The 24,519-nt window shown below is 59.1% G+C and carries 15 protein-coding genes and 1 tRNA gene; 14 read left to right on the forward strand and 2 right to left on the reverse strand.

Features of this window, described 5'->3' with window-relative positions:
- From AC1RQG_RS13760 to AC1RQG_RS13815, 12 genes are all read left to right on the forward strand, one after another.
- A complete protein-coding gene (locus AC1RQG_RS13760; protein WP_493132210.1) occupies positions 1-2,271 on the forward strand; it encodes an EAL domain-containing protein in 2,271 nt (756 codons plus the stop codon).
- 6 nt (positions 2,272-2,277) lie between these two features.
- Positions 2,278-3,873: an SEL1-like repeat protein gene (locus tag AC1RQG_RS13765; RefSeq protein ID WP_493132212.1), complete on the forward strand. Its 1,596-nt coding sequence runs from the start codon at positions 2,278-2,280 to the stop codon at positions 3,871-3,873.
- 223 nt (positions 3,874-4,096) lie between these two features.
- Positions 4,097-5,545, forward strand: a complete 1,449-nt coding sequence (locus AC1RQG_RS13770; protein WP_493132214.1) for a flagellin N-terminal helical domain-containing protein — start codon at positions 4,097-4,099, stop codon at positions 5,543-5,545.
- Positions 5,546-5,684: 139 nt separating this feature from the next.
- Positions 5,685-6,365 (forward strand): CsgG/HfaB family protein, encoded by a 681-nt coding sequence (locus tag AC1RQG_RS13775; RefSeq protein WP_493132216.1) that lies wholly within the window; start codon positions 5,685-5,687, stop codon positions 6,363-6,365.
- An 8-nt stretch (positions 6,366-6,373) separates the two neighbouring features.
- On the forward strand, positions 6,374-6,730 hold the full coding sequence (locus AC1RQG_RS13780; RefSeq protein ID WP_493132218.1) for a DUF4810 domain-containing protein: 357 nt from the start codon (positions 6,374-6,376) through the stop codon (positions 6,728-6,730).
- 1 nt (position 6,731) lies between these two features.
- Positions 6,732-7,397 carry a DUF799 domain-containing protein gene (locus tag AC1RQG_RS13785; protein WP_493132220.1) on the forward strand — a complete coding sequence of 222 codons (666 nt, stop codon included), beginning with the start codon at positions 6,732-6,734 and terminating at the stop codon, positions 7,395-7,397.
- Between the two features lie 141 nt (positions 7,398-7,538).
- Entirely contained in the window at positions 7,539-10,814 is a 3,276-nt protein-coding gene (locus tag AC1RQG_RS13790; protein ID WP_493132222.1) for a bifunctional diguanylate cyclase/phosphodiesterase, read from the forward strand.
- Positions 10,815-11,036: 222 nt separating this feature from the next.
- A complete protein-coding gene (locus AC1RQG_RS13795) occupies positions 11,037-11,540 on the forward strand; it encodes a hemerythrin domain-containing protein (protein WP_493132224.1) in 504 nt (167 codons plus the stop codon).
- Positions 11,541-11,717: 177 nt separating this feature from the next.
- Positions 11,718-11,788 (forward strand) — tRNA-Gly (locus AC1RQG_RS13800).
- A gap of 291 nt (positions 11,789-12,079) precedes the next feature.
- Positions 12,080-13,489 (forward strand): tyrosine-type recombinase/integrase, encoded by a 1,410-nt coding sequence (locus tag AC1RQG_RS13805; RefSeq protein WP_493132226.1) that lies wholly within the window; start codon positions 12,080-12,082, stop codon positions 13,487-13,489.
- A 248-nt stretch (positions 13,490-13,737) separates the two neighbouring features.
- Positions 13,738-16,851: a hypothetical protein gene (locus AC1RQG_RS13810; protein ID WP_493132228.1), complete on the forward strand. Its 3,114-nt coding sequence runs from the start codon at positions 13,738-13,740 to the stop codon at positions 16,849-16,851.
- Positions 16,852-17,526, forward strand: coding sequence for a hypothetical protein (locus AC1RQG_RS13815; protein WP_493132230.1), 675 nt, complete (start codon positions 16,852-16,854; stop codon positions 17,524-17,526). It abuts the gene before it with no gap.
- Between the two features lie 74 nt (positions 17,527-17,600).
- Here AC1RQG_RS13815 and AC1RQG_RS13820 read toward each other — a convergent pair whose 3' ends face one another.
- Complete coding sequence (locus tag AC1RQG_RS13820) at positions 17,601-18,587, reverse strand: DUF4917 family protein (protein ID WP_493132232.1); 987 nt, start codon at positions 18,585-18,587, stop codon at positions 17,601-17,603.
- A gap of 241 nt (positions 18,588-18,828) precedes the next feature.
- The gene (locus tag AC1RQG_RS13825) at positions 18,829-19,221 is read right to left on the reverse strand and encodes a GNAT family N-acetyltransferase (RefSeq protein ID WP_493132233.1); all 393 of its coding nucleotides are present in this window, start codon (positions 19,219-19,221) and stop codon (positions 18,829-18,831) included.
- Between the two features lie 382 nt (positions 19,222-19,603).
- On the opposite strand from AC1RQG_RS13825, the gene AC1RQG_RS13830 reads away from it, so the two are divergent.
- Complete coding sequence (locus AC1RQG_RS13830) at positions 19,604-23,437, forward strand: AAA family ATPase (protein ID WP_493132235.1); 3,834 nt, start codon at positions 19,604-19,606, stop codon at positions 23,435-23,437.
- A 320-nt stretch (positions 23,438-23,757) separates the two neighbouring features.
- The gene (locus AC1RQG_RS13835; protein ID WP_493132237.1) at positions 23,758-24,501 is read left to right on the forward strand and encodes a PDDEXK family nuclease; all 744 of its coding nucleotides are present in this window, start codon (positions 23,758-23,760) and stop codon (positions 24,499-24,501) included.
- Positions 24,502-24,519 lie beyond the last annotated feature (18 nt).

The raw sequence follows: 24,519 nt of genomic DNA on the forward strand, positions 1-24,519 counted from the left end.
ATGATGAACCTGCCCCCAGACAGCGCCGCCGCTGCCATCGACCCCAACCCGGCCACCGCCCAACTGGCCGTGTCCCTGGCCGGCGACAACTGGCCGCGTCTGCTGCTGGTCGACGACGAGCCGCGCTTGCTGTCGTCGCTGTACGAGCTGCTGCGCGACCGCGACTACCACCTGGTGACGGCCACCTGCGGCAGCGAGGCGCTGGCCCAGCTCAACAAGATCAAGTTCGACCTGGTGCTGCTCGACCTGCGCCTGCCCGACATGAGCGGCCACGAGATCATGGACTACATCAACGCCAAGGGCATCGCGGCGGATGTGATCGTGATGAGCGGCGACGTCGGCATCGAGGCGGCCATCGGCGCCCTGAAGCGCGGCGCCTACGACTACCTGCGCAAGCCCTACAGCCGCGAGGAACTGCTCAAGACGGTGGAGAACGCGCTGTCGCAGCGCATGCTGGCCCAGGACAACGCGCGCATCGCCTCCAAGCTGGAGAACTCGGAGAAGATGTACCGCTACCTGGTCGACAGCTCGCCCGACATCATCTACACCCTGAACCACGAGGGCAAGTTCACCTTCGTCAACGACCGCGCCCAGCAGCTGCTCGGCTTCACGCGCGAGGAACTGATCGGCAAACACTACTCCATCCTCGTGCACGACGAGGACCAGGAGCGCGCGCGCTACGTGTTCAACGAGCGCCGCGTGGACGAGCGCGCGTCGCGCAACGTCGAGCTGCGCCTCAAGTGCAACACCGGCAACGGCGTCGAGCGCACCTTCAACAACACCCTGATGACGATCTCGCTCAACGCGATCGGCATGCACGTGCCGGACCAGGACATCAAGCAGCGCGAGTTCTTCGGCACCTACGGCGTGGCGCGCGACATCACCGACCGCAAACGGGCCGAGGAGGTGATCTCCTACCAGGCCTACCACGACATCCTGACCGACCTGCCCAACCGCATGCTGTTCAAGGACCGCCTGGGCCTGGCCGTGATCCAGGCCAAGCGCAAGCTGTCGGAGCTGGCCGTGATGTTCGTCGACCTGGACCGCTTCAAGCTGGTCAACGACACGCTGGGCCACGTCAAGGGCGACGAGCTGCTGCAGCAGGTGGCGCTGCGCCTCAAGGATTGCCTGCGCCGCGGCGACACGCTGGCGCGCCAGGGCGGCGACGAGTTCACCATCGTGCTGCCCGAGCTGCGCGACCGCCAGGACGCCAAGGCCATCGCCGACAAGTTCCTGGAAAGCCTGCACAAGCCGTTCGACCTCGACGGCCACGAGGTGCACATCTCGGCCTCGATCGGCATCGCCATCTACCCGAGCGACGGCGAGACCATCGACGAGCTGCTGCGCCACGCCGACATCGCCATGTACCAGGTCAAGGCGCTGGGCAAGAACGGCCACAGCTTCTACCACAACTCGATGCTCGACGTGTCGCACCAGAAGATCGCGCTCGAACAGAGCCTGCGCAAGGCGCTCGAGCAGAACGAGCTGGAGATGTACTACCAGCCGCAGGTGGACGTGGCCACCGGCCGCATCATCGGCGCCGAGGGCCTGATGCGCTGGAACCACCCGCAGCGCGGCCTGCTGTCGGCCGGCGAGTTCCTGCCGTTCGCCGAGGACAACGGCCTGATGCTGCCGATCTCGGACTGGATGCTGGGCGCGCTGTGCCGCGACCTGCTGCTGTGGAACGCGGCCGGCGGCGAGGCCATCCGCCTGTCGCTGAACCTGTCGCCGCAATACCTGGACCGCGGCGACTTCTTCGAGAAGATGCGCGGCGCGCTCACGCGCTACGGCATTTCGCCGGCCCAGATCGAGGTCGAGATCACGGAGAACATCTGCATCCGCAATCCGCAGTACGCGATCGAGCAGTTGAACAAGCTGTGCCAGCTCGGCGTGTCGGTGGCGATCGACGATTTCGGCACCGGCTACTCGTCGCTGTCGTATCTGCACCGCTTCCCCATCCACACCATCAAGATCGACCAGTCCTTCGTCAAGGAGATCCACGACGAGCAGGGCCACTATCCGGTGATCCTGGCCATCATCTCGATCGCGCGCGGGCTGGGCCTGCACCTGGTGGCCGAGGGCGTGGAGACGGAGGTGCAGGCGCGCTACCTGGAGGCGAACGGCTGCACCACCATGCAGGGCTATCTGTACCACCGGCCGATCTCGCTGTCGCACTTCATCCATGTGCTGCAGGAGCAGAACCGCCTGAGCGCGCCGGCCGGCGCGGCGCCCGCGATGCCGGCGACGCCCATGATCGCGATCCAGGCCTGAGTCCCGATGCAGAAACACGTCCCGACCGAGGCCGACGCTTCAGCCGGCAGCACCTACACCGCCGAATACCTGCGCGTGCGCGGGCTGGCCGAGCGCGGCGTGGCCAACGCCCAGCACAGCCTCGGCTTCATGTACTTCAACGGCCAGGGCGTCGAGCAAAGCTATGAGCAGGCCGTGGCCTGGTACCGCCAGGCCGCCAACGCCGGCCTCGAACACGCGCAGTACAACCTCGGTGTGATGTACCAGAAGGGGCAGGGCGTGGCGCAGGATTACCTGGAGGCGGCGCGCTGGTACCAGCTGGCGGCCGAGCAGGGTTACGCGGCGGCCCAGTACAACCTGGGCTGGCTGTACGCCAAGGGCCAGGGCATAGCACAGGACAGCGCCAAGGCCATGCACTGGTTCAGCAAGGCGGCCGAACAGGGCGACGCCGGCGCGCAGAACAACCTGGGCATGATGTACGACACCGGCAAGGGCGTGCCGCAGGACTTCCGCCAGGCCATCCAGTGGTACCGCAAGGCGGCCGAGCAGGGCTACGCGCGCGCCCAGTTCAACCTCGGCCTGCGCTACGACAACGGCCAGGGCGTGGCCAAGGACGCGGGCCAGGCCATGTCGTGGTTCCGCAAGGCGGCCGACCAGGGCTACGCGCCGGCCCAGTTCAACCTGGCGCTGCGCTACGACAAGGGCGACGGCGTGCCCCAGGACAGCCAGAAGGCGATCCAGTGGTACCGCCGCGCGGCCGAGCAGGACCACGCCAGCTCCCAGTTCAACCTGGGCCTGATCTACGACAACGGCCAGGGCGTGCCGCGCGACGAGCAGAAGGCGATGGACTGGTACCGCAAGGCGGCCGAGCAGGGCCACGCGGCGGCGCAGAACAACCTCGGCCTGCGCTACGACCACGGCCAGGGCGTGGCCCAGGATTACGAGCAAGCCCATTTCTGGTACCGCAAGGCGGCCGAGCAGGGCTTCCCCGCCGCCCAGTACCACCTGGCCATGCTGTACGACGGCGGCCACGGCGTGCCGCAGGATGCGCAGGAAGCCGTGTTCTGGTACCGCAAGGCGGCCGACCAGGGCCATCTGCGGGCCCAGTTCGACCTCGGCCTGCGCTACGAGAACGGGCAGGGCGTGCCGCAGGACTTGCGCAAGGCGCTGGCGTGGTACCGGCGCGCGGCCGAGCAGGATTACGCGGCCGCCCAATACATGCTGGGCCTGCTGCACGACCGCGACGACGGCCCCGCGCCCGACTGCGTGCAGGCCGGCGACTGGTACCGCAAGGCGGCCGAACAGGGCCACACGCTGGCCCAGTTCACGCTGGCGCTGCGCTACGACGCCGGCCACGGCCTGGCGCGCGACTACGCCCAGGCCCAGCACTGGTATCTGCAGGCGGCGCGCCAGGGCCACGCGCGGGCCCAGCTCAACCTGGGTCTGATGCTGCTGGCCGGCCAGGGCGCCCCCGCCGACGCCGGCCAGGCCTGGCTGTGGCTGACCATGGCGGAACGGGCCGGCGCGCCGGCCGCCGCCAAATACCGGCAACTGGCCGCCGCCCGGCTCGACCCGGCCGGCCTGGCCCTGGCCCGCGAACAGCTGGAACTACTGCCCGGCTAAGAAAAATGGTGTGACATCCCGCGTTGTCATGCATTGCGGATGTCACACCATTCCGGCCCGGTGCTGGAATCGTTACCCGGCTAATCAAGTCGCCGCGTTATTTTTTGCCGCCGGCGCCCGATCGCGCTAAAGCGTTTCGTGTTTCCTGCCGTTAATAGCGCGACAACCACGAATCCATGAACGGTTCGCGGCGCCCCCGTGCGCCGTGGCCCAGCGCCCATCCATGCAGATCAACACCAATCTGTCGGCCCTGAACGCCCAACGCAGCTATGCGCGGGCGGACACGGCGCTGGGCGCGACCTTGCAGCGGCTCTCCAGCGGCCAGCGCGTCAACTCGGCCAGCGACGACGCGGCCGGGCTGGCCATCGGCGCGCGCCTGACGGCCGGCGTGCGCGGGCTGCAGCGCGCGGCCCAGAACGCCAGCGAGGGCATCGCGCTGCTGCAGGTGGCCGACGGGGCCATGGGCGAGATCATGGCCAACTACCAGCGCATCCGCGAACTGGCCGTGCAGGCCGGCAACGACACCAACAGCGTCGACGACCGCGCCGCCATCCAGCACGAGGCCGACGCGCTGATGAAGGCCAACCTCGACATCGCCAGCCGCACCCAGTACAACCACCTGAACCTGCTGGACGGCTCCTACCGCACCCAGTTGCAGGTGGGCGACCGGGCCGGCGCCGTGATCGATGTGGCGATCCCTGCCGTGTACCGCAGCGATCCCGGCGGCTCGGTGGCGGTGGACGTGCCGGAACAGCGGGTCAACCTGAGCGGCCAGGTGACGGCGGCCCTGCAGGTGGGCGACCTCACCCTCAACAACAAGGCGGTGGGCGCCGCCGTGGCCGGCGCCGGGACGGGGCAGGGCGCCGCCAGCGCGTGGGCGGCGGCGGCCGCCATCAACGCCGCCGGCGTGCCGGGCGTGACGGCCAGCGCCGCCACCACCGTCAGCGGCGCCGTGGGCGCCAGCGGCAACATCCCGGCCGGCGGCCTGACCATCAATGGCGTGGCGCTGGGGGCCATCGTGGGCGCCAACGCCACCGCGCTGGCCGCCAACGCGGCGGCCGCCATCGCGGGCGCGGGCATCGCCGGCGTCTCGGCCAGCGCCAGCGGCGGCACGCTGACGCTGACGGCGGCCGACGGGCGCGACATCGGCATCAGCGCGTCCGGCGGCCCCTACGCGGCCGTGCTGGGCCTGGCCACCGGCACCCAGAGCGGCACCATCACCGTGCTCGACACGCCCAGCGGCGGCGCCCACAAGCTGCTGGTGGGCGGCGCCCATCCCGGCAACGTGGGCCTGGCGGCCGGCAGCCAGAATTCCACGGCCACCGGCAACACGGTCACCGTGCTGCGTTCGTCCGGCGGCGGCGATCCGCCGATCGACCTGGGCAGCGCCAGCGGCGCCAGCGACGCGCTCGACTTCATCGACGGCAAGATCGACAGCGCCAACGCGGTGCGCGCCGAACTGGGCGCGCTGCAGAACCGGGTGCAGATGGCCTACGACGGCGCCCTGGGCGCCAGCACCAACCTGGCGGCCGCCCGCTCGCGCATCCTCGACACCGACTACGCCAGCGAGACGGCGCAGCTGACCCGCAGCCGCATCCTGCAACAGGCCGCCGTCTCCATGGTGGCCCAGGCCAACGCCACGCCCCAGCAAGCGTTGCTGCTGCTGCGCTGACGGCCACCGGCTACCGGCCACCAGCCGGCCCCCGCCCCCGACCCCCGGCGCCGGAAATTATCTGTGGGAAATATATTTACTTAAAGAATTATTTCCTGCTATATAATTACCAAATATCTATCACTTTGTCGGGAATCCTATGAATATGAAGAAAGCGGCGCTGTTGGCCATGGCGGTTTTGGCGGCGTCGACCCTGGCCGGCTGCGCGACGGAAAGTTCGCAAGCGTTGGCCGTGCCCACCGTGGCCAGCGCGGCCCGGCCGTACACGGGCGCGCGCGCCCTGATCGCCGTCGGCAAGTTCGACAACCGTTCCAGCTTCATGCGCGGCATCTTCTCCGATGGCGTGGACCGTCTGGGCGGCCAGGCCAAGACCATCCTGATCGCCCACCTGCAGCAGACCAACCGCTTCAACGTGCTGGACCGCGACAATCTGCGGGAACTGAAGCAGGAAGCGGACTTCAAGAAGCAGGGCCAGGCCATCAAGGGCGCCGACTTCGTCGTCACGGGCGACGTGACGGAATTTGGCCGCAAGGAGGTGGGCGACCACCAGCTGTTCGGCATCATGGGACGCGGCAAGACCCAGATCGCCTATGCCAAGGTGACGCTCAACATCGTCAACATCGCCACCTCGGAGGTGGTGTACTCGACCCAGGGCGCGGGCGAATACAGCCTGTCGAACCGTGAGGTGCTCGGCTTCGGCGGCACCGCCAGCTACGACGCCACGCTGAACGGCAAGGTGCTGGACCTGGCCATGCGCGAGGCCGTGGACCACCTGGTGGCCGGTGTGGAAGCGGGCGCCATGTCCGTCAACCAGCGATAAGGCGGCCCATGAAACGAATGATGACGAGCGCGCTGGTGCTGGCCGGCGCGGCCATGCTCAGCGCCTGCCAGACGGCGCCCAAGACGATGTACCAGTGGGAAGGTTACCAGCCCCAGGTGTACCAGCACTTCAAGGGCGGCAGCCCGGACCAGCAGATCGCCGTGCTGGAAAAGGATTTGCAGACCATCACCGCCAAGGGCAATCTGCCGCCGCCGGGCTACCACGCCCACCTGGGCCTGCTGTACGCGCTGGCCGGCCGCCAGGACGAGGTGGTCGCGCAGTTCGAGACGGAGAAGACGCTGTTCCCGGAATCGGCCGCCTACATGGACTTCCTGCTGAAAACCGCCAAGAAAGTTGAGAAATAAGATGCTGAAACGCGTAATGAAGCTGGCCGCCTGCGTGGCGCCGGCCATGCTGGCCGTCGGCTGCGCGACCCACCAGGTCACGCCGTACGACTACACGGCGTTCAAGGCGGCCAAGCCGCGCTCGATCGTGGTGCTGCCGCCGCTGAACACCTCGCCCGACGTCACGGCCGCTTACACGGTGCTGTCGCAAGTGACGTATCCGCTGGCCGAGGCCGGCTACTACGTGCTGCCGGTGGCGCTGGTGGAGGAGACCTTCAAGCAGAACGGGCTGACCAGCGCGGAGGACATCCAGGCCGTCGATCCGCACAAGCTGCAGGGGATCTTCGGCGCCGACGCGGCGCTGTACCTGACGGTGACCAATTTCGGCGCCAGCTACACGCTGATCAACAGCGTGGTGACGGTGTCGGCCAAGGCCAGGCTGGTCGACCTGAAGACGGGCGCGACGTTGTGGACCGGCGAGGCGTCGGCCAACAACGACGCCAGCAACAACAACAACAGCGGCGGCCTGGTCGGCGCGCTGGTGGCGGCGGCCGTCAAGCAGATCATCAACAACACGACCGACGCCTCCTACCCCGTGGCGGGCGTGGCCAGCCAGCGCCTGCTGGCGGCGGGCCAGGCCAACGGCATGCTGTACGGCCCGCGCTCGGCCAACTACCGGCAGCAGTAAGCGCCGCCGCGGCCACCGCCCGGCCCTTGGCCGAGTGGCCGTGAACGCAACTATTGGCGAATAAATTGCTGCGCCGCATGTGCGCTTTGGTATATTGAAGGCTGGCCGATACGGCCGGAACCGTTCACTTACCGAAGCGCCATGCCATCCAACCGACCGTATTCCGCGCTGCGTCCGCACCCCATGTATGGCAGGTCCATGACCCGCATGGTGCGGCTGTTGTTGCTGCTGGCGCTGGTGCAATGGCTGGCCTGGCTGGCGCCGAGCCGGCCCGGCGCGCAACCGTTCCCCTACTACCTGCCCTTGCACATGCTGATGGAGACCGCCTCCATCGTCGTCAGCATGATGGTGTTCGTGGTCGGCTGGAACGCGCGCGGCGCGGCCCGCTCCGGCAACGTGGTCGGGCTGGCCTGTTGCTTTCTGGCCGTGGGCGCCTTCGACTTCCTGCACATGCTGTCGTACACGGGCATGCCGGACCTGGTGTCGGCCAACGACGCCCAGAAGCACCTGTACTTCTGGCTGGCCGCGCGCCTGATGGCCGCCGGCGGGCTGCTGGCCGTGGCCGTGCGCCGCTGGCGCCCGTTGGCGGCCGACGCCACCCGCTACTGGCTGCTGGGCGCCTCGGTGGCCGGCGTGCTGGCGCTGGCCTGGCTGGTGCTGTGGCACCAGGCCTGGCTGCCCGACACCTTCGTCCCCGGCCAGGGCTTGACGGCCCTGAAGAAGAACGCCGAATACCTGGTCATCGCCATCAACCTGGTCACGGCCGCCCTGCTGCTGGCGCGCCTGCGGCGCCCGCAGCCGTTCAAGACCGTGCTGCTGTTCGGCGCCGTGATGACCATGGCCATGGGCGAATTCTTCTTCACGCTGTACACCACCATGACCGGCAGCTACAACGTGCTGGGCCACCTGTACAAGACCATCTCCTACCTGTTCATCTACCGGGCCGTGGTGGTGGAGGCGATCGACATGCCGTACAACGCGCTGGCCCAGCTGCAGGAACGGCTGACGTTCTCGCTGCAGGCGTCCAACACCGGCCTGTGGGACTGGGACCTGAGCAGCAACGACATCTACCTGTCGCCCGAATGGAAGGCCCAGCTCGGCTACGGTCCGGACGCGCTGAGCAACGAGCTGGCCACCTGGGAATCGCTGCTGCATCCGCAGGACCGCGAGGCGGCCTGGCAGACCGTGCGCGACTACCTGGCCTCGGGCCGGCTGCAATACGAGAACGCGTTCCGGCTGCGCCACGCCGATGGCGGCTACCGCTGGATCCTGGCGCGCGGCGAGCGCCATGACGACGGCGGCGGCAATGTGCATTTGCTCGGTTCGCACGTCGACATCACGGCCCAGAAGCAGATCGAGCAGGCGCTGCGCAGCGAGAGCGAGAAGAACCTGGCCCTGCTGCGCAACGCCAGCGACGGCATCCACATCCTCGACGCGCACGGCGACGTGATCGAGGCCAGCGTGGCGTTCTGCGCCATGCTCGGCTACGAACGCGCGGAGCTCATCGGCATGAACGTGGCGCGCTGGGACGCCCATTTCAACCAGGCCGAGCTGGCGGCCCTGCTGGCGCAACAGCTCGACGCCGGCGTGCGCAGCCAGTTCGAGACGCGCCACCGGCGCAAGGATGGCAGCCTGGTCGACGTCGAGATCAGCAACTGCCCGCTGGAGCTGGCCGGCCAGCCGGTGCTGTTCAACTCGGCGCGCGACATCACCGAGCGCAAGCGCGCCGAGGCGCAGCTGCGCATCACGGCCAGCGTGTTCGAGAACAGCCAGGAGGGCATCCTGATCACGGACGACGCCAACAACATCGTCGACGTGAACGCGGCCTTCACCCGCATCACCGGCTATGGCCGCGACGAGGTGGTGGGCCGCAATCCGCGCCTGCTGTCGTCGGGCCGCCACGACGGCGCGTTCTACCAGCAGATGTGGCACCAGGTGCTGCACGACGGCTACTGGCGCGGCGAACTGTGGGACCGGCGCAAGTCGGGCGAGGTGTATCCGGAGCTGGTGTCGATTTCGGCCGTGCGCGACGAGCGCGGCCAGGTGCAGCGCTACGTGGCCGTGTTCTCCGACATCAGCCAGATCAAGGCGCACGAGGATGAGCTGAACCGCGCGGCCCACTACGACGGCCTGACCGGCGTGCCCAACCGCGTGCTGCTGGCCGACCGCATGAAGCAGGCCATCGCCCGCACGGCGCGCGAGCAGAACATGATGGCCGTGTGCTATCTGGACCTCGACGGCTTCAAGCACATCAACGACAGCCTCGGCCACGACATGGGCGACCAGGTGCTGATCGAGGCGGCGCGCCGCATCGGCGCGGCGGTCCGGGCCGACGACACGGTGGCGCGCCTGGGCGGCGACGAGTTCGTGGTGCTGCTGCTGGGATTGCACAAGGCCGACGAGTGGGGCGCCACGCTGCAGCGGCTGCTGGCGGCGATCGCCCAGCCGTTCGTGGTCGGCGACAAGGCCGTGACGCTGAGCGCCAGCGCCGGCGTGGCCGTCTATCCGCTCGACCAGGAGGACCCGGACACGCTGCTGCGCCACGCCGACCAGGCCATGTACCTGGCCAAGCAGGGCGGCAAGAACCGCTACCACCTGTACGATCCGGCGCTGGACCGCCAGGCCCGCGACCAGCTCGAATTCCTCACCAGCATACGGCACGCGCTGGAGCAGGGCCAGTTCGAGCTGTACTACCAGCCCAAGGTCAACCTGCGCACGCGGGCCGTGGTGGGGGTCGAGGCGCTGATCCGCTGGCACCACCCGCAACGCGGCCTGCTGGCGCCGGGCGCCTTCCTGGGCCAGGTGGCCAACACCGAGCTCGACATCCAGATCGGCGAATGGGTGGCCGCCACGGCGCTGGCCCAGTTGCAGGCCTGGCACGAGCAGGGCCTGAAGCTGAGCGTGAGCATCAACATCTCGGGCTACCACCTGGAGTCGTCCGACTTCGTGGACCGCCTGCGCCGGATGATGGCGCCGTATCCGAAGCTGCCGTTCGGCGCCCTGCAGATCGAGGTGCTGGAGACGGTGGCGCTGAACGACATCGCCATCGTGCGCGACATCCTGGCCGCCTGCGGCCGGCTGGGCGTGACGTTCGCGCTCGACGATTTCGGCACCGGCTATTCCTCGCTGTCCTACCTGAGCAGTCTGCCGTTCGACGAACTCAAGATCGACCAGTCCTTCGTGCGCGACATGCTCGAGGACAAGGGCGACCTGGCCATCGTGCAGGGCGTGGTGGCGCTGGCGGCCGCGTTCGAGCGCCAGATCGTGGCCGAGGGCATCGAGACCCCGGCCCATTACCAGGCCCTGCTGGACATGGGTTGCGCCCTGGGCCAGGGCTATGGCATCGGCCGGCCGATGCCGGCCGCCGCGCTGCCGGACTGGCGCGGCGAGTGGCTGGAGCGGGCCGTGCCGGCCTGACGCCAAGCGCGCAGGCGGGCGCCCGGGGCCGCCCGGGGCAGCACGGGGTTGCTCGCTTCCGCTCGCGTCCGCGTCCTACAACGGGCCACGCCGTGATCCCACAAGCGTTATGCCAGCCATGGCTATCATGGTTTGCGTCGGCGCGCGCGCACTGGCGCGCGGACGCCGCCCGGATCGCCAGCCGTTCGCGCCGGCGCCTGCACACCTGTTGAGGAGAGCATCATGACATCGACGCACAGTTCCACCAGCACCACCGCGCGGCGCGGCCGCGCCAGCGCGCCGGACGACGCGCTCGCCGTCCTCGAGGCCGACCATGCCAACGTCAAGGCCTTGTTCGAGCAATATGAACAGCTGGGCGAACGGGCCCACGCCACCAAGAAGAAGCTGGCCACGCGCATCTGCCTGGCGCTGACCCAGCACGCCACCGCCGAGGAGGAACTGTTCTACCCGGCCGTGCGCGACGCCATCGCCGACTGCGCCGACCAGGTCGACGAGGCGGTGGTCGAGCACGGCTCGGCCAAGGAGCTGATCGCGCAGATCCTCGCCATGGACGAGGGCGAGCAACTGTACGACGCGACGGTGAAAGTGCTGTCCGAACTGGTCGCCCATCACGTGCGCGAGGAGGAGGGCGAGATCTTCCCCCGCGTGCGCGACAGCGATCTGGACCTGGAGTCGCTGGGCGCGGCCATCGTCGCGCGCAAGGCGCAGGTGACGCTGCCGGGCTGACGGCATGGCGCGGGCATGACCGGACGCGGTGTGAAAAGTTGTCAACCGCACGCAAAGCCGCGTAAAATGCGAGGCACGCGGGTGTAGTTCAATGGTAGAACGGCAGCTTCCCAAGCTTCATACGAGGGTTCTTATTGCATGTTCTACTAGATGCACATTAGACTTTGCGACATCGGTGCGGGTGTAGTTCAATGGTAGAACGGCAGCTTCCCAAGCTTCATACGAGGGTTCGATTCCCTTCACCCGCTTATTTCCCCTGTGAAACAACTCCCAAATATGCATCTGGACTACCCCTAGTTGGCCCGGGTCACGTTCCGTATTCTCCTCTCCCAGTTTCCGCAAAGGTTCTACCTCTGTAGTACGAACACTGTCACAGACTCGCTAAACCCTGCCAGTTCCGTATTGTTGCTGATATGCCACAGAGATGTTGGCAAATGACGCATTTCTCGGTATAAAAAACCTTACAAATCAATGGGTTATTGCGGTTCTTATTGGTAGTCTGGTTAGACTCCCGTCGTGGTCTTACGACAGGAGCAAAAGTGCGAAACCGTGTCTTCAAGAATGTCTCCTTAATAGAAAGAGAAATTAACGGAATAGAGTCTTGGCGCCTACTCGGGCCAGATGGCCATCCGGTTCAAGCGTTCGAAGTCTTCGCGAAGTCGGTTTCGCGACTTCCGTATCACACGCGGAGAAACTACAGCCTATGGCTGGCGGAATTTATTAATTATCTATTTGAAGCTTCAACCTGTATGCCCGCAGCTGCAGATGGAGCAGTCGGTCGCGACACACTTCGTGACATTATTGAAGCTTATGATGAGTACTTAGTTTCTGGATTGGATTCGGGTAATTCTGTAGCTCAGTTAATCAGCCGGACTTTGCCATCACCTCGGGTGGCGAAAAATTCTTCCGCAACAAAGCATTCTGCAATTCGATATTTTCTACGATTGTCCGAAAGAGTTCGTGCTCAAATGCTTGAGCTAACTGAGGTTGGCTTCTGCAATTTTATCGACGCACAAAAGCTCTTCATAGACCTTGGTGAAAAGAAAACGATTCCAATTTTTCAACGCCGAGCACTTGTCGCAAACTCCATGATGGCCGGGCTGATAGCAGGCGGTCCAAAGTTTATCGATGAGGTAATCTTGCCGACATCGACACCAGACCTCACCTACGACCACGAACGCGCGTTTCCTTTCGATAAGGTTCAAGAAACTCTCCAGAACTTTCGAATGCACCGCGATAGAGCCCTTTATGCTTTATGTGCTGCTTCCGGGTGCCGAATAAGCGAAGCGCTGCAGTTACTATGGGAGGACATAGATTTTTCTGCCAGGACTGTTCGCCTAGTGGACCCCAAGTCTCGCCCGAATAGTCCTTCATATATTGCGCTCACTCCAAAAGAGCGGGACCGTTTGGCTTGGAAGGGCCGGGCAACAACTCTGACTCTCCTTATCGACCCATTTGCAACATGGTTCTTCGAAGCGTTGGCTGAATACTTGCGCCATGAATACATTCCTCATGGGCGACACAATTTCGTCTTCCAGTACGACGATGGAGTTGACCTGGGCGCCCCGTACTTTCTGGCCTCAGCATCATCAAGAAATGGCGTATTCCGTCGGGCGGTGAAGTTGGCCGATGTCATGCGCATCCAAGGACCACACTCCCTTCGACACATGTACGGGACATATCTCCTAAATTATTTTCCGCGACCGGATGGCACATATGGATTGCCGCTGGGCCTAGTGCAAAAGATTATGGGGCATAGACAAATAAAAGATACGGCAAAGTATGCTCGCTACGACCGAGACTTGCTAGATGCAGAGTTGCAGCACGCGAATATGGCTCTGTTTCACGGCGACGGAGTGCGGTCTGTTAACCAAATTATACGTGCGGCTTTGCTCAAGCGTTTAGCCGAAGTCGAAAAACAGCTAGAGCGAGAGGAACTGCTGAAGTGATAAATACCACGAAGTCCGAAGTCATTTTTTTGAAATCTGGCGCAGACTTACATGCGAGCGTTGTCAAGGCCTTCGAGGACGCATCGAGCTGTATACTTCAATCCTATCAACTGCAGGACATTAACCTATCCTTGGTATCTACTAAGACATACTCAGAGGCAGCGCTGCCAGCGCATGTAGAACGGTTCATACTTAATGACCGAAATTCAAATTTTGACGAGCAATATGTAAGAAGCGTCCTTGAGTTCGTGAACATTCGTATTGGTGAATGTTCGTATGAGCTTTATTCAGTTGTTACTTGCAACCCATCGATTACAGGGAGTGGAGGAGGCGGCTACCGCAAGTCTTATTTGGAACCTCTGCGTCGGGGTTTTTCTGTCTTTTTAGCTATTCTACATATGCGAAGAATTATTGTTCTTCCATTCTCTTTTTATTGGCCCCGAGGATATGAAAAAAACCATAAGGGCAATGTTATCTCAAGGCGAGAGCTTTACCCGGTAAATGAGTTGCCTGAGATTATTCGGCTATTTCGGTCACTTGAATATCGCGACGATATTCCTCAGCGCGAAGAAGTTTTTGCTCTTTACAATGCCAAACAACGTGAGCGACTGGTGTATATGGGCCAGCGATTAGTTGTTGCTGCAGGATGGCTCGAGCTCAGTGATGTTTGCTACGAAGATATGTTGGCTCTCAAGGTTGCCAACGATGAAACAAGATTTACTGGTTACCAAGATATTGGTTTGATGTTGGTCGCAGACCTCTTCGCACGTAAATACGGTGAGGCGTCACCGGTGAATGCCGAAGGTTGGCGTCAGACGTTAATCAGTGCAAAGCCAACGAAGAATCTGAATGGGCTTGACGATTTACTAGGGAAAGGTCACAGCCATCTGATTCAGCAGGTCACATCGTTGCCTCTGTCATCAATGGTGCCAGAGTCTCTAGCGGAAATGAATTTTTTGCCAGGCATCGAATTCGATTTGAAAAATGCATCGCACACTTGGCTAAAAATAGAGCGTACATATATTCGAAAAATTCGAAAGGAATCCAAATTTTCTACCATTTCCGCACTTGGCCTTATTAATATATATTTGTTCGGATATCTCCCGTACTGGTTTGCCATAAACCCCGGATTTTCTTTTGAATTCCCAGCATCGCCATCGCAACTTATCTCTTCAGTCTTTGTGTCCGATTTAGGGCTCTTGGATGGGCAGTTGCGTCCGTTGGGATTTATCGAATTTTTGAAGGTTGTCGCTAATATTCGCGGATGGGCAGAATCTACCCATTACGCAAACTTGAAGCAAGTTGAATTGTTCTTCGGCTTTATCGAGAAATATAATGACGTTCTTCCCGGAGCAGAAGGTTTCCGTCAACCTTTAACTCGTCACGATTATCCATTTTCACCTAAATCAATCGGAACAAATAAGCGGCCGATTCCCCGGCGCGCATTTAAGCTATTTTTGTCGTATCTGGAAGCATTGGCGGAATTTTCTAAAGTTATTGTGGATAGGGTTGTATCCGGTGAAATTAATGGCAGTGACTTACGATGTTTCGATAGGGTAAGGAAGATTGTTGACATCACTAAACAACAAGATGTATTGGGATTTGTTCCCATCGTTTTCCATAAGGGAAAAACTCTGCCTTTATGGCAGATGCCGAACGTTTTTTATGTTGAAGGAAAGAGGCTTAAAGACGGCCGCCTTGTTAAGATACCTCATCCCCATGTGCTTCACCAGCTCATTGTTTCGCTTTATACAGGATTGCGTCAAAATCATATCCAATGGCTAGATAGGGTAAGTTTCGACGCACATCTGGAAGCGGGAGAAGATTCTCTTGAATTTGCGGAACTCTATGTAAATACAGATAAGCAGAAAACGAGCGGCTGGAAGCCGTTTGTCAATTTCCGTGTTATTAAAATACTTCGACAGCAGCGCAGTTGGACTGAACTATTTGACGAGCCAGGGTTTAATAATAAGATATTTTACAACAATAATCCGGAAAGTAAGTGGGGAAGTTTCCTTCCTCTCTTTTCTTATACAAAGGACGGTCAGCCGCACAGTGATACAATTTATACAAAATCGTGGACTCGTCTATTAGCCGGCCTTCAAGTGCTGTTAAGTGAGGTGGGCGAGCATGGTCTGCAGCTAATTCGTTTTTTGCCACCTGGTGTGCAATTTGATGACGAAAATATTGATGCGAAATTGCGTACTTTGGGCGCCTCCCAGAAGCGAAAATGCGAAGTGTACCCAAAGTCAAATATCACGCCTCACAGTGCGAGAGTAAGTGTAGTTTCGCATGGAATAACTGTTCTACCAGCCGATATTATTGGGCGATATTGGACTGGCCAGTCTGAGGCCACCGTGTATCACTATGTCGTGCTCGATGACGATGAGGTACATGCGGAACAGCAGCGACAGAATCTGCAATTGCGGGATATAGGCTATGAACACGACTATGAAGCGATGCTGCGAGCGTCTCCTGGAAGAAAGAGCTGTTTTATTAAAGCGGACGAGGTCAACTCTAATTTTTCGGTTAGTCTGAAAAGAGACCTCGAGGAAACAATAGCTGCTTATGGTTGCGTTAGCCTCATTCGCTCTTATGAGGGGCAGACTGGGCTTGATATTTTGCGAGAAACTCGCGGAGTTGGAATTTTAGAAAGCAAGACAGAAATTTGCCCATATGGAGGGCAATGTCCTCCAGATGTTGTCTCACAGCTTAAGGGGGTGCGGCGATGCGGACCTTGTAAATTTGCCGTGCGGTCCATCGACCACCTACCTGCACTTACTGCAAAAATTCGACAGATTATTGAGGGGCTGTCTGAAGTTGAGGCGAAGATTGCAATCTCGGTAAATTCTTCTGATGTAACTGGAGATGAACTCGACCAGTTAGAAAAAAGCAGGGACGATTTAGCCGAAGACTTAGCCGCGTGGCAAATGTCAGCCGAGGTCTTAGAAGTAATGCGACAGAGGATAGCCTCTGGGACGAGTAACAAAACATGGCATGTCCGCACACCTGAGATTATCGAAAAGCATTTGCGTCGACAACGATTCCCTACAGGTTCGACGGAATACCTGCTAGCTAGGTTGGCGGAATGTGAAGTGTTTCCAATGCTTGAAAGTCCCCAAGTGCGTGCCCGGTTCGAGTTACTGAGGAGGCAACTGCTTGCAAATACTGGGAATGTCCGCGCTGCATTAAGCTTAGAGCCTTCATTAAATCCAAGTGCAGACTGTCTTGGACTACTGAGGTCAATCGTTTCTGCCAATGGCCTTACCATAAAGGACCTCACGAAGATGCTCGAAACAAATTCTTACCTCGATTCTATGCCGCGTCCCAAGCTCAAACTGCTGGCCGTGGAAGCTGCATGAGTGGGAAAGCCAAACGCCAGGATGAGAAAAACAATAGCTCGCTCAGCAAACCCGTTTAAGGACTATCAGGAGATGATTGTCGCTAGACGCAAGAAGGTGATTACCGAATATCTACGCGCCTTGAGGAAAAGACGTGTCGCGTTCGAATACATCACGGACCTCTCGAAAATCGTCGCTGCCCACATTAGTCAAGCTGAAAATGAACCGTGTAGCTATACAACCCTGCTACGGAACGCGGGGTACAAGGCGCTGCTGTTGGAGTTCATGGGCCCTGACGCCGTGACAAACCGCAGTCTTGTGTTTGAACCGCAGGCGCTAGTGCGTATCCAGACCCTTGAGCTTGACCTTGGAAATGTCAAGGCTGATAACGAGAGGCTTCGAGCGTACATCTCGGGGCTCGAGGCTAAGGTAGGAGCACAACCTCCATCGGACGCATTAACCGGAAGTAATGAAGAGGGCGAGAACGTTCTTCTTCAACTTTCAAACCGAAGAGCGTTGGCCTGTAAAGCACTTTGGTTGGTGTTAGAACACTTCCGCGGGCTGGTTAGTATTGATAACGAACGAGGATGCATTGTTGACCTTGCCGCATCCCAACGAAAAAATGTAATCGTCGACGCCGATATTTCGAAGGATTTTCTAGACTGGCTTGCGGAAAATTCGTGGGTAGGAACGTAACTGCCTTAATTACAGGCTGTTCCCCAACCCTTCGTAAAAGGGAAGCCAACTTGGCTTAGAGTACTAACAATAACTTAAGCAGCGGCGGCGTTGTTCCAGCAATCCGGGCTTGCCGCATCAAAGAAAACGACGTCGTCAATGCCTATGGTCTGAAGCTCGTGCGTCGCATGGCGGACGGTGTCTTCATTGCCACCGTAGACCGACACCGCAACGCGGTTGCACTTGGCGTTCTTTAGCCGTTGAAGAATGTGTTTTTCCTGTCCGGCCATGCTCCAGCCGTAAATAACCAACGACTCGCCGACTTGAGGCAGAACCTCACTGTAGACCCGCTGAAGGTACGCACTGCCACCAATTGATTTGATTTTATGTTCGGCTGTTCCTTCACAGACGAAAATCGGAGTCCGCGTGCCACGTTCCCATACAAGGAGAATCCTGGTCAACAGGTCCTGTCCAGGTGCTGCTGACAATTTCCACTCTTGGTCGTCCATGCTGCGGCCGAGTGTGAGGTTCCCGTGCGGGTAGAATACCAACGTGGACTTTCCGACAGGCTCACGCCACTCCTCCCAGCTTTCGATGAACTGCCGGTTGTAAAAACAATCCTTAAAACGACCCGGGAATTCTTCTCTTCCTTGCATCAATGCCCAATAAACGAGCAGGTCGTAGTTCAATGAGACCACTGTCTGGAACCCACTCATGAAGCGATAGATAGGGACCAAGTAGGGTTTCGCGTCGTCGTGGCTAATGTGTACTTTACGAACCGTTGAAATCAACGCAGTGCGCACTTGGACATACGCTTCTTCGACAGGTCCACTAGGGATTTTCAGCTTCTCGTTAACGACTTTAGCATGCCAAAGTCGGCGCAGCACCAGTTCAAAATCTTCTACGCCGAATGCCTCAAACACCGCTGTAACTTCTGGCGTCAGGTACTCATACTTCTGCGCTTCCTCGTACAAGGAGCCATACCGGAAGCCAGGGTGCACAGCAATACTGGCGCCGTTGCCGAGCAGCAGCCCGTGCGTGAATCGTTCTTTAATATCGTTCCATTGATGAATCTTTGCCACGTAGTTCCTTCCAAAAAGTCGGCGTCGAACGCTGAAAATAAAAATGGCCCCAACAACTTGGGGCTTGGAATTTTCGGTGTTAAACCTAATTATCCACGCAGGCTTGATTTTGTCGAGCTAATGGATTTTTCGCCTAATTTTTGAGTCTTCGGAATTCGCTGTACTACCTGACACAACCTATGCAGACGATAGTGCGTTCTACCTCACTGTGCACTGACCGGTCCAACGGGACGCGGCCAGCTCATGTAAGGTGAAAAATATATTTATTGTCGTAGTAGTGCTCGATTGGATAGATTTCGGCAATTTTTTCCCAGAATGGAAAACTCCCTTCGACTACTTCGACGCCAAGTGCAGCCACTTGGTTCTCTCTCAAAATCTCCATCGTCTTGTCTACCAGTGCAGTACCAATGCCTTTTCGCTTGCTCGACGGTGGAACATACAATTTATATAGTTCGCAAAGGTCGTCACCCCAGCTGAGCCCAGCGACCCCGACGACTAAACCAGCATCCTCAGCCACGATGTACCGTGGGTTCCAACTCACCCAAATGTCGTCGATACCAGGCTCTGGATTCGCGTTAAGTATTTCTTGGAGCGCCTCAACCTGCGCTTGTGGTGCCGGGTAGTGAAATTTCATTTTCCGTCTGTGACCGGAAGAAAGTGATTGGAGTAATAGCCTAGTCTGTCGAGCTCAAGCAAGAGTATCAGAGGAAGGCACCATAGACGAGCTAAAGCCTTACCTCCGCCAAGGGAACTGCAGCGCTTGGTGGCAGCCCGCTTCTAGCATCTCCTCGCACGCATCTCGTAGCATTACCGGCACGTTATGCTCGCTTGCAAACTTGACGAACATTGGCCGATGGTGGTTGCGGAAGCTGAGGGACGGTAGACTGACGCACCAATCGTCACTCAAGATGTAAGCCTCGAAGTGGTTAGGCGGTATGGGGATGGTCAATCGCACGCGCAAGGCAAGGGCTTGTTCAGAATATTTTCACCGAAATATTGCCTAAGGATACATTGTCGTGCAGAGTATCCGTGCGTTACCCCATCCAAGCAAACAACAATTTTATTATCTGAAAGAGACACGCATGGCCTTCATCAACCATATTTCTATTCGTGTACCTTGGCATGATGACCAGTGGCGCGGAACTGTGTGCAAGAGGCCACGCGAAAACGCTGCGTGTACTGCGCTGACTGAAATCGCCGCGAAGAAGATAGACGGCGACGAAGCGTGTGTGGCGGGACGTCGCTTTGACGAGTTGCCTGAATCAGCGCTGCCACCTTGTGTGCGAGAGCGCGTTTCATTCATGGCGCCATTTACGCTCCGCAGAGACTTCGTCCATCCGTACAAGAAAACAAAAAGCCCGCAGCATCGTGACCTTAAAACGATGACGCTGCAACAACCGCAGTATTCTGCTACCTGCATCCCTTTTAAATGGATGCGCCGCGAGTATGCAGACAAACTGGCCGCAGGGTGGGGCGTGGACTTTGACCCCTCACGTGAACCGACAGAGCCCGAGTGGATGGTTCGCAATGGTTGGCTGCAGAATGGCCGCAATCAACGCGCAATGCTGGACGGCTTTTTCTCGTCCGTCAAAGCTCACGAATCCCTTTGTTTTTTCTACGCTAAACAAACACCGTTCTCTGACGACGCGCGGCGAGTGATTGTCGGCGTGGGACGGGTTACGCAAATCGGAAAGCCGATTCAGTACGAACGCGAAGGAAAAAGTGGTGATGTGGACACGTCCTACGTCTGGGACGTTACCGTCGAGCATTCGATTCGGCCGAGCGAGGGTGAGGGGTTCCTTCTGCCATATGCCGAGCTTGTCGCGGCAGAAGAGCGCGGCGTCGTGTTGGATTGGAAGCAATGTCTTGCATTTTCGCCGGCCGGCCAATCTGCCGAATTTTCGTACGCCGCAGAGCATGTAAGTCACGATGGTGCGATTTCGGCCCTTCTAGAATGTAAGCTCGCCTTGGAAGCGGCACGGGCAATCTTGGTTGATGGGGACGAAATTCCCAAGGCGCTGCGTTGGATTGATTCGCGAATCTCGGAACTGTGGAATATGCGGGGGGCCTATCCGGGGCTAGGCGCAGCGCTGACGGCGCTTGGGGTGCAACACGGTAACTTCTTGGCACTCCATCTAGCGGAGAAATTGGGGGAGAACGAAGACCCATGGCCGCTCGTGGATAAAGTCATGCGCAATCCTGCTTTGTTGCCGTCTACGCTCCGGACGTTGGTGACTACAGATTTAAGCGACGTATGGAAGAAACTGAAAGGTAGCCGACTTGACCTGCTCAAGCTCTTAGCGCGTTTCGCGCTGACCAATGAGCAAGCCGAGCGTTTCTTCGTTTCCTCAGTTCGTACCGCGTCTGGCCTGGATTATGTCGATGCGCAGTTGCTTGAGAATCCCTACGTCATCTATGAGGGGGACCGGTTCTCAACGCCCGCCTCCGAAGAACATACGCTCGAGCGCGTCACGCTTGAGACAATTGACCGAGGTGCCTTTCCGGTCGAAGCGGTAGCACTCAAGCACCCGATACCCGAGCCCTCACGTATGTCAGGCGCACTGGATAAGCGTCGAGTCCGTGCGCAAGTTATCGGCCAGCTTGAGGAAGCCGCGCAGTCAAGTGGTCATACGGTGCTGCCTGAGGAAATGGCAATCCTAGGCATTCGAAGTGCGAAACTTGAGCCACCATGCCCAGTGTCCGAGGACGTGATTGAGGCCGTCGCAGAGTTCTTCCCCTACGAAGTGCTCCGCGTGTCGCTCAAAGGTGACAAGCCGGCATTGCAGCTGCACCGATATGTATCGTCCAAGAAGTTGCTGTCCAAAGAGATTCACAACCGCGCAAATCTCGGTACTCGCTTTAACTATCCTGACGATTGGAGGGCACGTCTTGACAAGCTTTTGCCTCCACTGGATGAGAACGACACGGATGAAGTACGAGCTCGTGAGGAAAAGGCGGCCGCGTTGGCTGAACTGGCAGCGTCTCGCTTTTCAGTGTTAATTGGTCCAGCCGGTTCAGGTAAGACCACCGTGCTCAAAGCGCTTTGTGAGCATGAGTCCATCGCCGAGAAAGGGGTAGCGCTATTGGCACCAACCGGCAAGGCCCGCGTGCAATTAGGCCAAAAGGCCGGACATGATGCATCGACGCTTGCGCAGTTCCTGAAAGGATGCGGTGAGCGGTTCGATAGTAGGACTGGCGAATACAAAACAGTGCCAGGGGCACCATATAAGGGATGTAAGACGGTCATCGTTGATGAAGCGTCGATGCTGACAGAGGACATGTTGCATTCACTCTTCGACGCAATTAAGACTAGCGTTGAAAGAGTCATTCTCGTGGGAGACCCAAGGCAGTTGCCCCCAATTGGAGCCGGTAAGCCGTTCTTTGACGCGGTGACCCATCTCACGCCTAAGGGAGGCGCTCAATTCCCGCGAGTGGCGAAAGGCTATGCTGAACTTACTATCCAGCGACGCCATAAGGCTTCAGGCGAGGCCGACAGTTTCCCGCTCGACCTTCAACTGGCGAACTGGTTCAGTGGCCGCCCCCTAGCGCCAGGCGAGGACGAGGTCTGGGCCATCTTGGGCGGGCAAGGCGATACCACAGGCCGTGTAGTCACACATCGTTGGGAGACTCCCGAAGAACTGCGAACAACGATGTTGGCAGTTCTTTGCACCGAACTAAATCTTGAGGGCATACACGACCAAGATGGATTTGCACTGAGCTACGGCGGGATTCGCGACGGAGACTACATTCGTTTCCGACCCGGCGCAGCCGCCCGCGTCGACGACTGGCAGGTACTGACGCCGCTGCGCAATGACGCTTTCGGAGCAAGAGACATCAATCGCATGCTGCACCGGACCTTTCGCAAGGACGTGATTGCCTGGGCCAACAATGGGCACCCACACGGCGGCAGGACAACGCCGCCAAGGGGGATGGAGGAAATCGTCTACGGGGACAAAGTTATCAACGTGCGCAACCATAGCCGGAAGTTTGTGAATCCGGATTCTGGAGCACTCAAGTACATCGCCAATGGCGAAATTGGTGTGGTTGAGGGTGAAATCGTTTCGCGCGATTCCACCACGGACCCGTGGCTCACAAAGGTCGAGTTTTCGTCACAGAAGGGATATGTCTACAATTTCGCGAAGACGGACTTTGATACTGACAAGGGACCTTCGCTGGAATTGGCCTTCGCGGTGACTGTTCATAAAGCGCAAGGCAGCGAGTTCGAAACCACTATCCTTGTACTGCCGAAGAAGAGCCGGCTCATCAGCCGCGAGATGCTCTACACGGCTCTGACCCGTCAGAAGAAGCGAGTGGTGATACTTCACCAAGGTGACCTTGCGGAACTACAGCAGTTGGCCACAGATGACAACGCAGTCATCCCAGCTCGCTTCACCAATCTGTTCGAGAAGGAGGCGCCGGAGTTGTTGCCAGCACCAGTGCAAGTGAACGGCAACTGGTTAGATGAGAAATTGATTCATCGGTCCCGTCGAGGCACGTTACTCCGTTCGAAATCAGAAGTCATCATCGATGATGCGCTGGCAGCGCATGGTATTGAAGCAGGCTATGAAGTTCGGTTTTACGGAAAGGATGGCGACTATCGCCTTCCCGATTTCACAATCACAGACGAATCACTTGGCAGAACCATTCTGTGGGAGCACTGCGGCATGCTTGCAGACGCAGGCTACGCGAAGAGATGGAAGAACAAGTTGGAATGGTACCGGGAAAATGGCGTCGCGCTGCTCTCGGATGGTGGGGGCGACAGGGCATCACTGGTGGTAACCATCGACGACGAGCGTGGGGGCATCGACGCGAGGGCGATTGAAGAGCTCATCACTGAAATCTTCGAATGATTCGCGCAGAGATGCTCAGCAAGGCATCGCGTGTGAAGCGTTGTGGTTTTTGCAGGAGTCATAAGTATTTCCTTTCCGGTTAACAGCAACGTGCTGCACCCCGGTATAGCTTTTGATGCCTGTGACATAGCGGAAGTGCAGGTGGCGGCAACTACTTGACAGCCTTGTACAGTTTCAAGGATTATCGTCAGCGGTGCCGAAGACCACCCCGTGCCGTAGGAAATCGGCAGTCTGCGAGGTACGTGCGGAACGAGGCCAGGACAACCTGGCCTTTTTCTTTGCCGGCTGCGGCCCCACTGACAATAAAAAGGAGAACTCGCATGGCCTTCACGCAACCAGTGAGCCTGCCTGCCGGATTTGCCTGCTCAGCCAAGCAGGTGCTCAATCCCTGGGAGCAGACGCTCTATAACCTTTGCGAAGAATACTTCTACCGCAACCAGAAGAAGGCGAACCGCCACCCGGTGCTGAGCCAGGTTCGGTTAAACGAGGCTATCAAACTCAGCCATACTGACATCGCGGATATACCGGTACCTACTACGGTGGTGGGTGCCGTGACGATGCCTGCATTCGAAATGAAGATTTCCCTCGCTGCACTGTCTTTCGACATACTTATCATCGACGGAAACGGGTATCCCAAGGCAGTTTTCGAAGCCGATGGCAAATTCCACAAGGAGCCAACGGACTTGCATTTGCTGAGCACCGCAGCCGCGGAGGCGAGAGTTGAAGACTGGGCCAAGCAGCTCACTCGGGATGCATACAAAGACGCCATCGCCAGAGATGCCCAAATTCCACTGTTTCGCCTGGATATCGAAGGCACGCACCCGCACCTTGAGGTGGTACGCGGCACGCTCGACAATTACCCGCGGTTTTCGCGCGACGTGAGCTATCCCACTGATAACGGATTTGTGCAGTACGATGCCGAAAGCTATCCAGACGCAAAACGGCTTATCGAGATGGAAGACATAGAACTACGTCTTGTCAAGGAGAACTGGCCCTTTCCCGCCGACTGGGAGTACGTGACTTCCTTTGATGTCCGACAGTTCCACTTGGACTACCACCCCTAATGTAGCAGCGCGCAACAA

It is taken from the genome of Rugamonas sp. GW822-FHT03B10 (assembly GCF_058801745.1).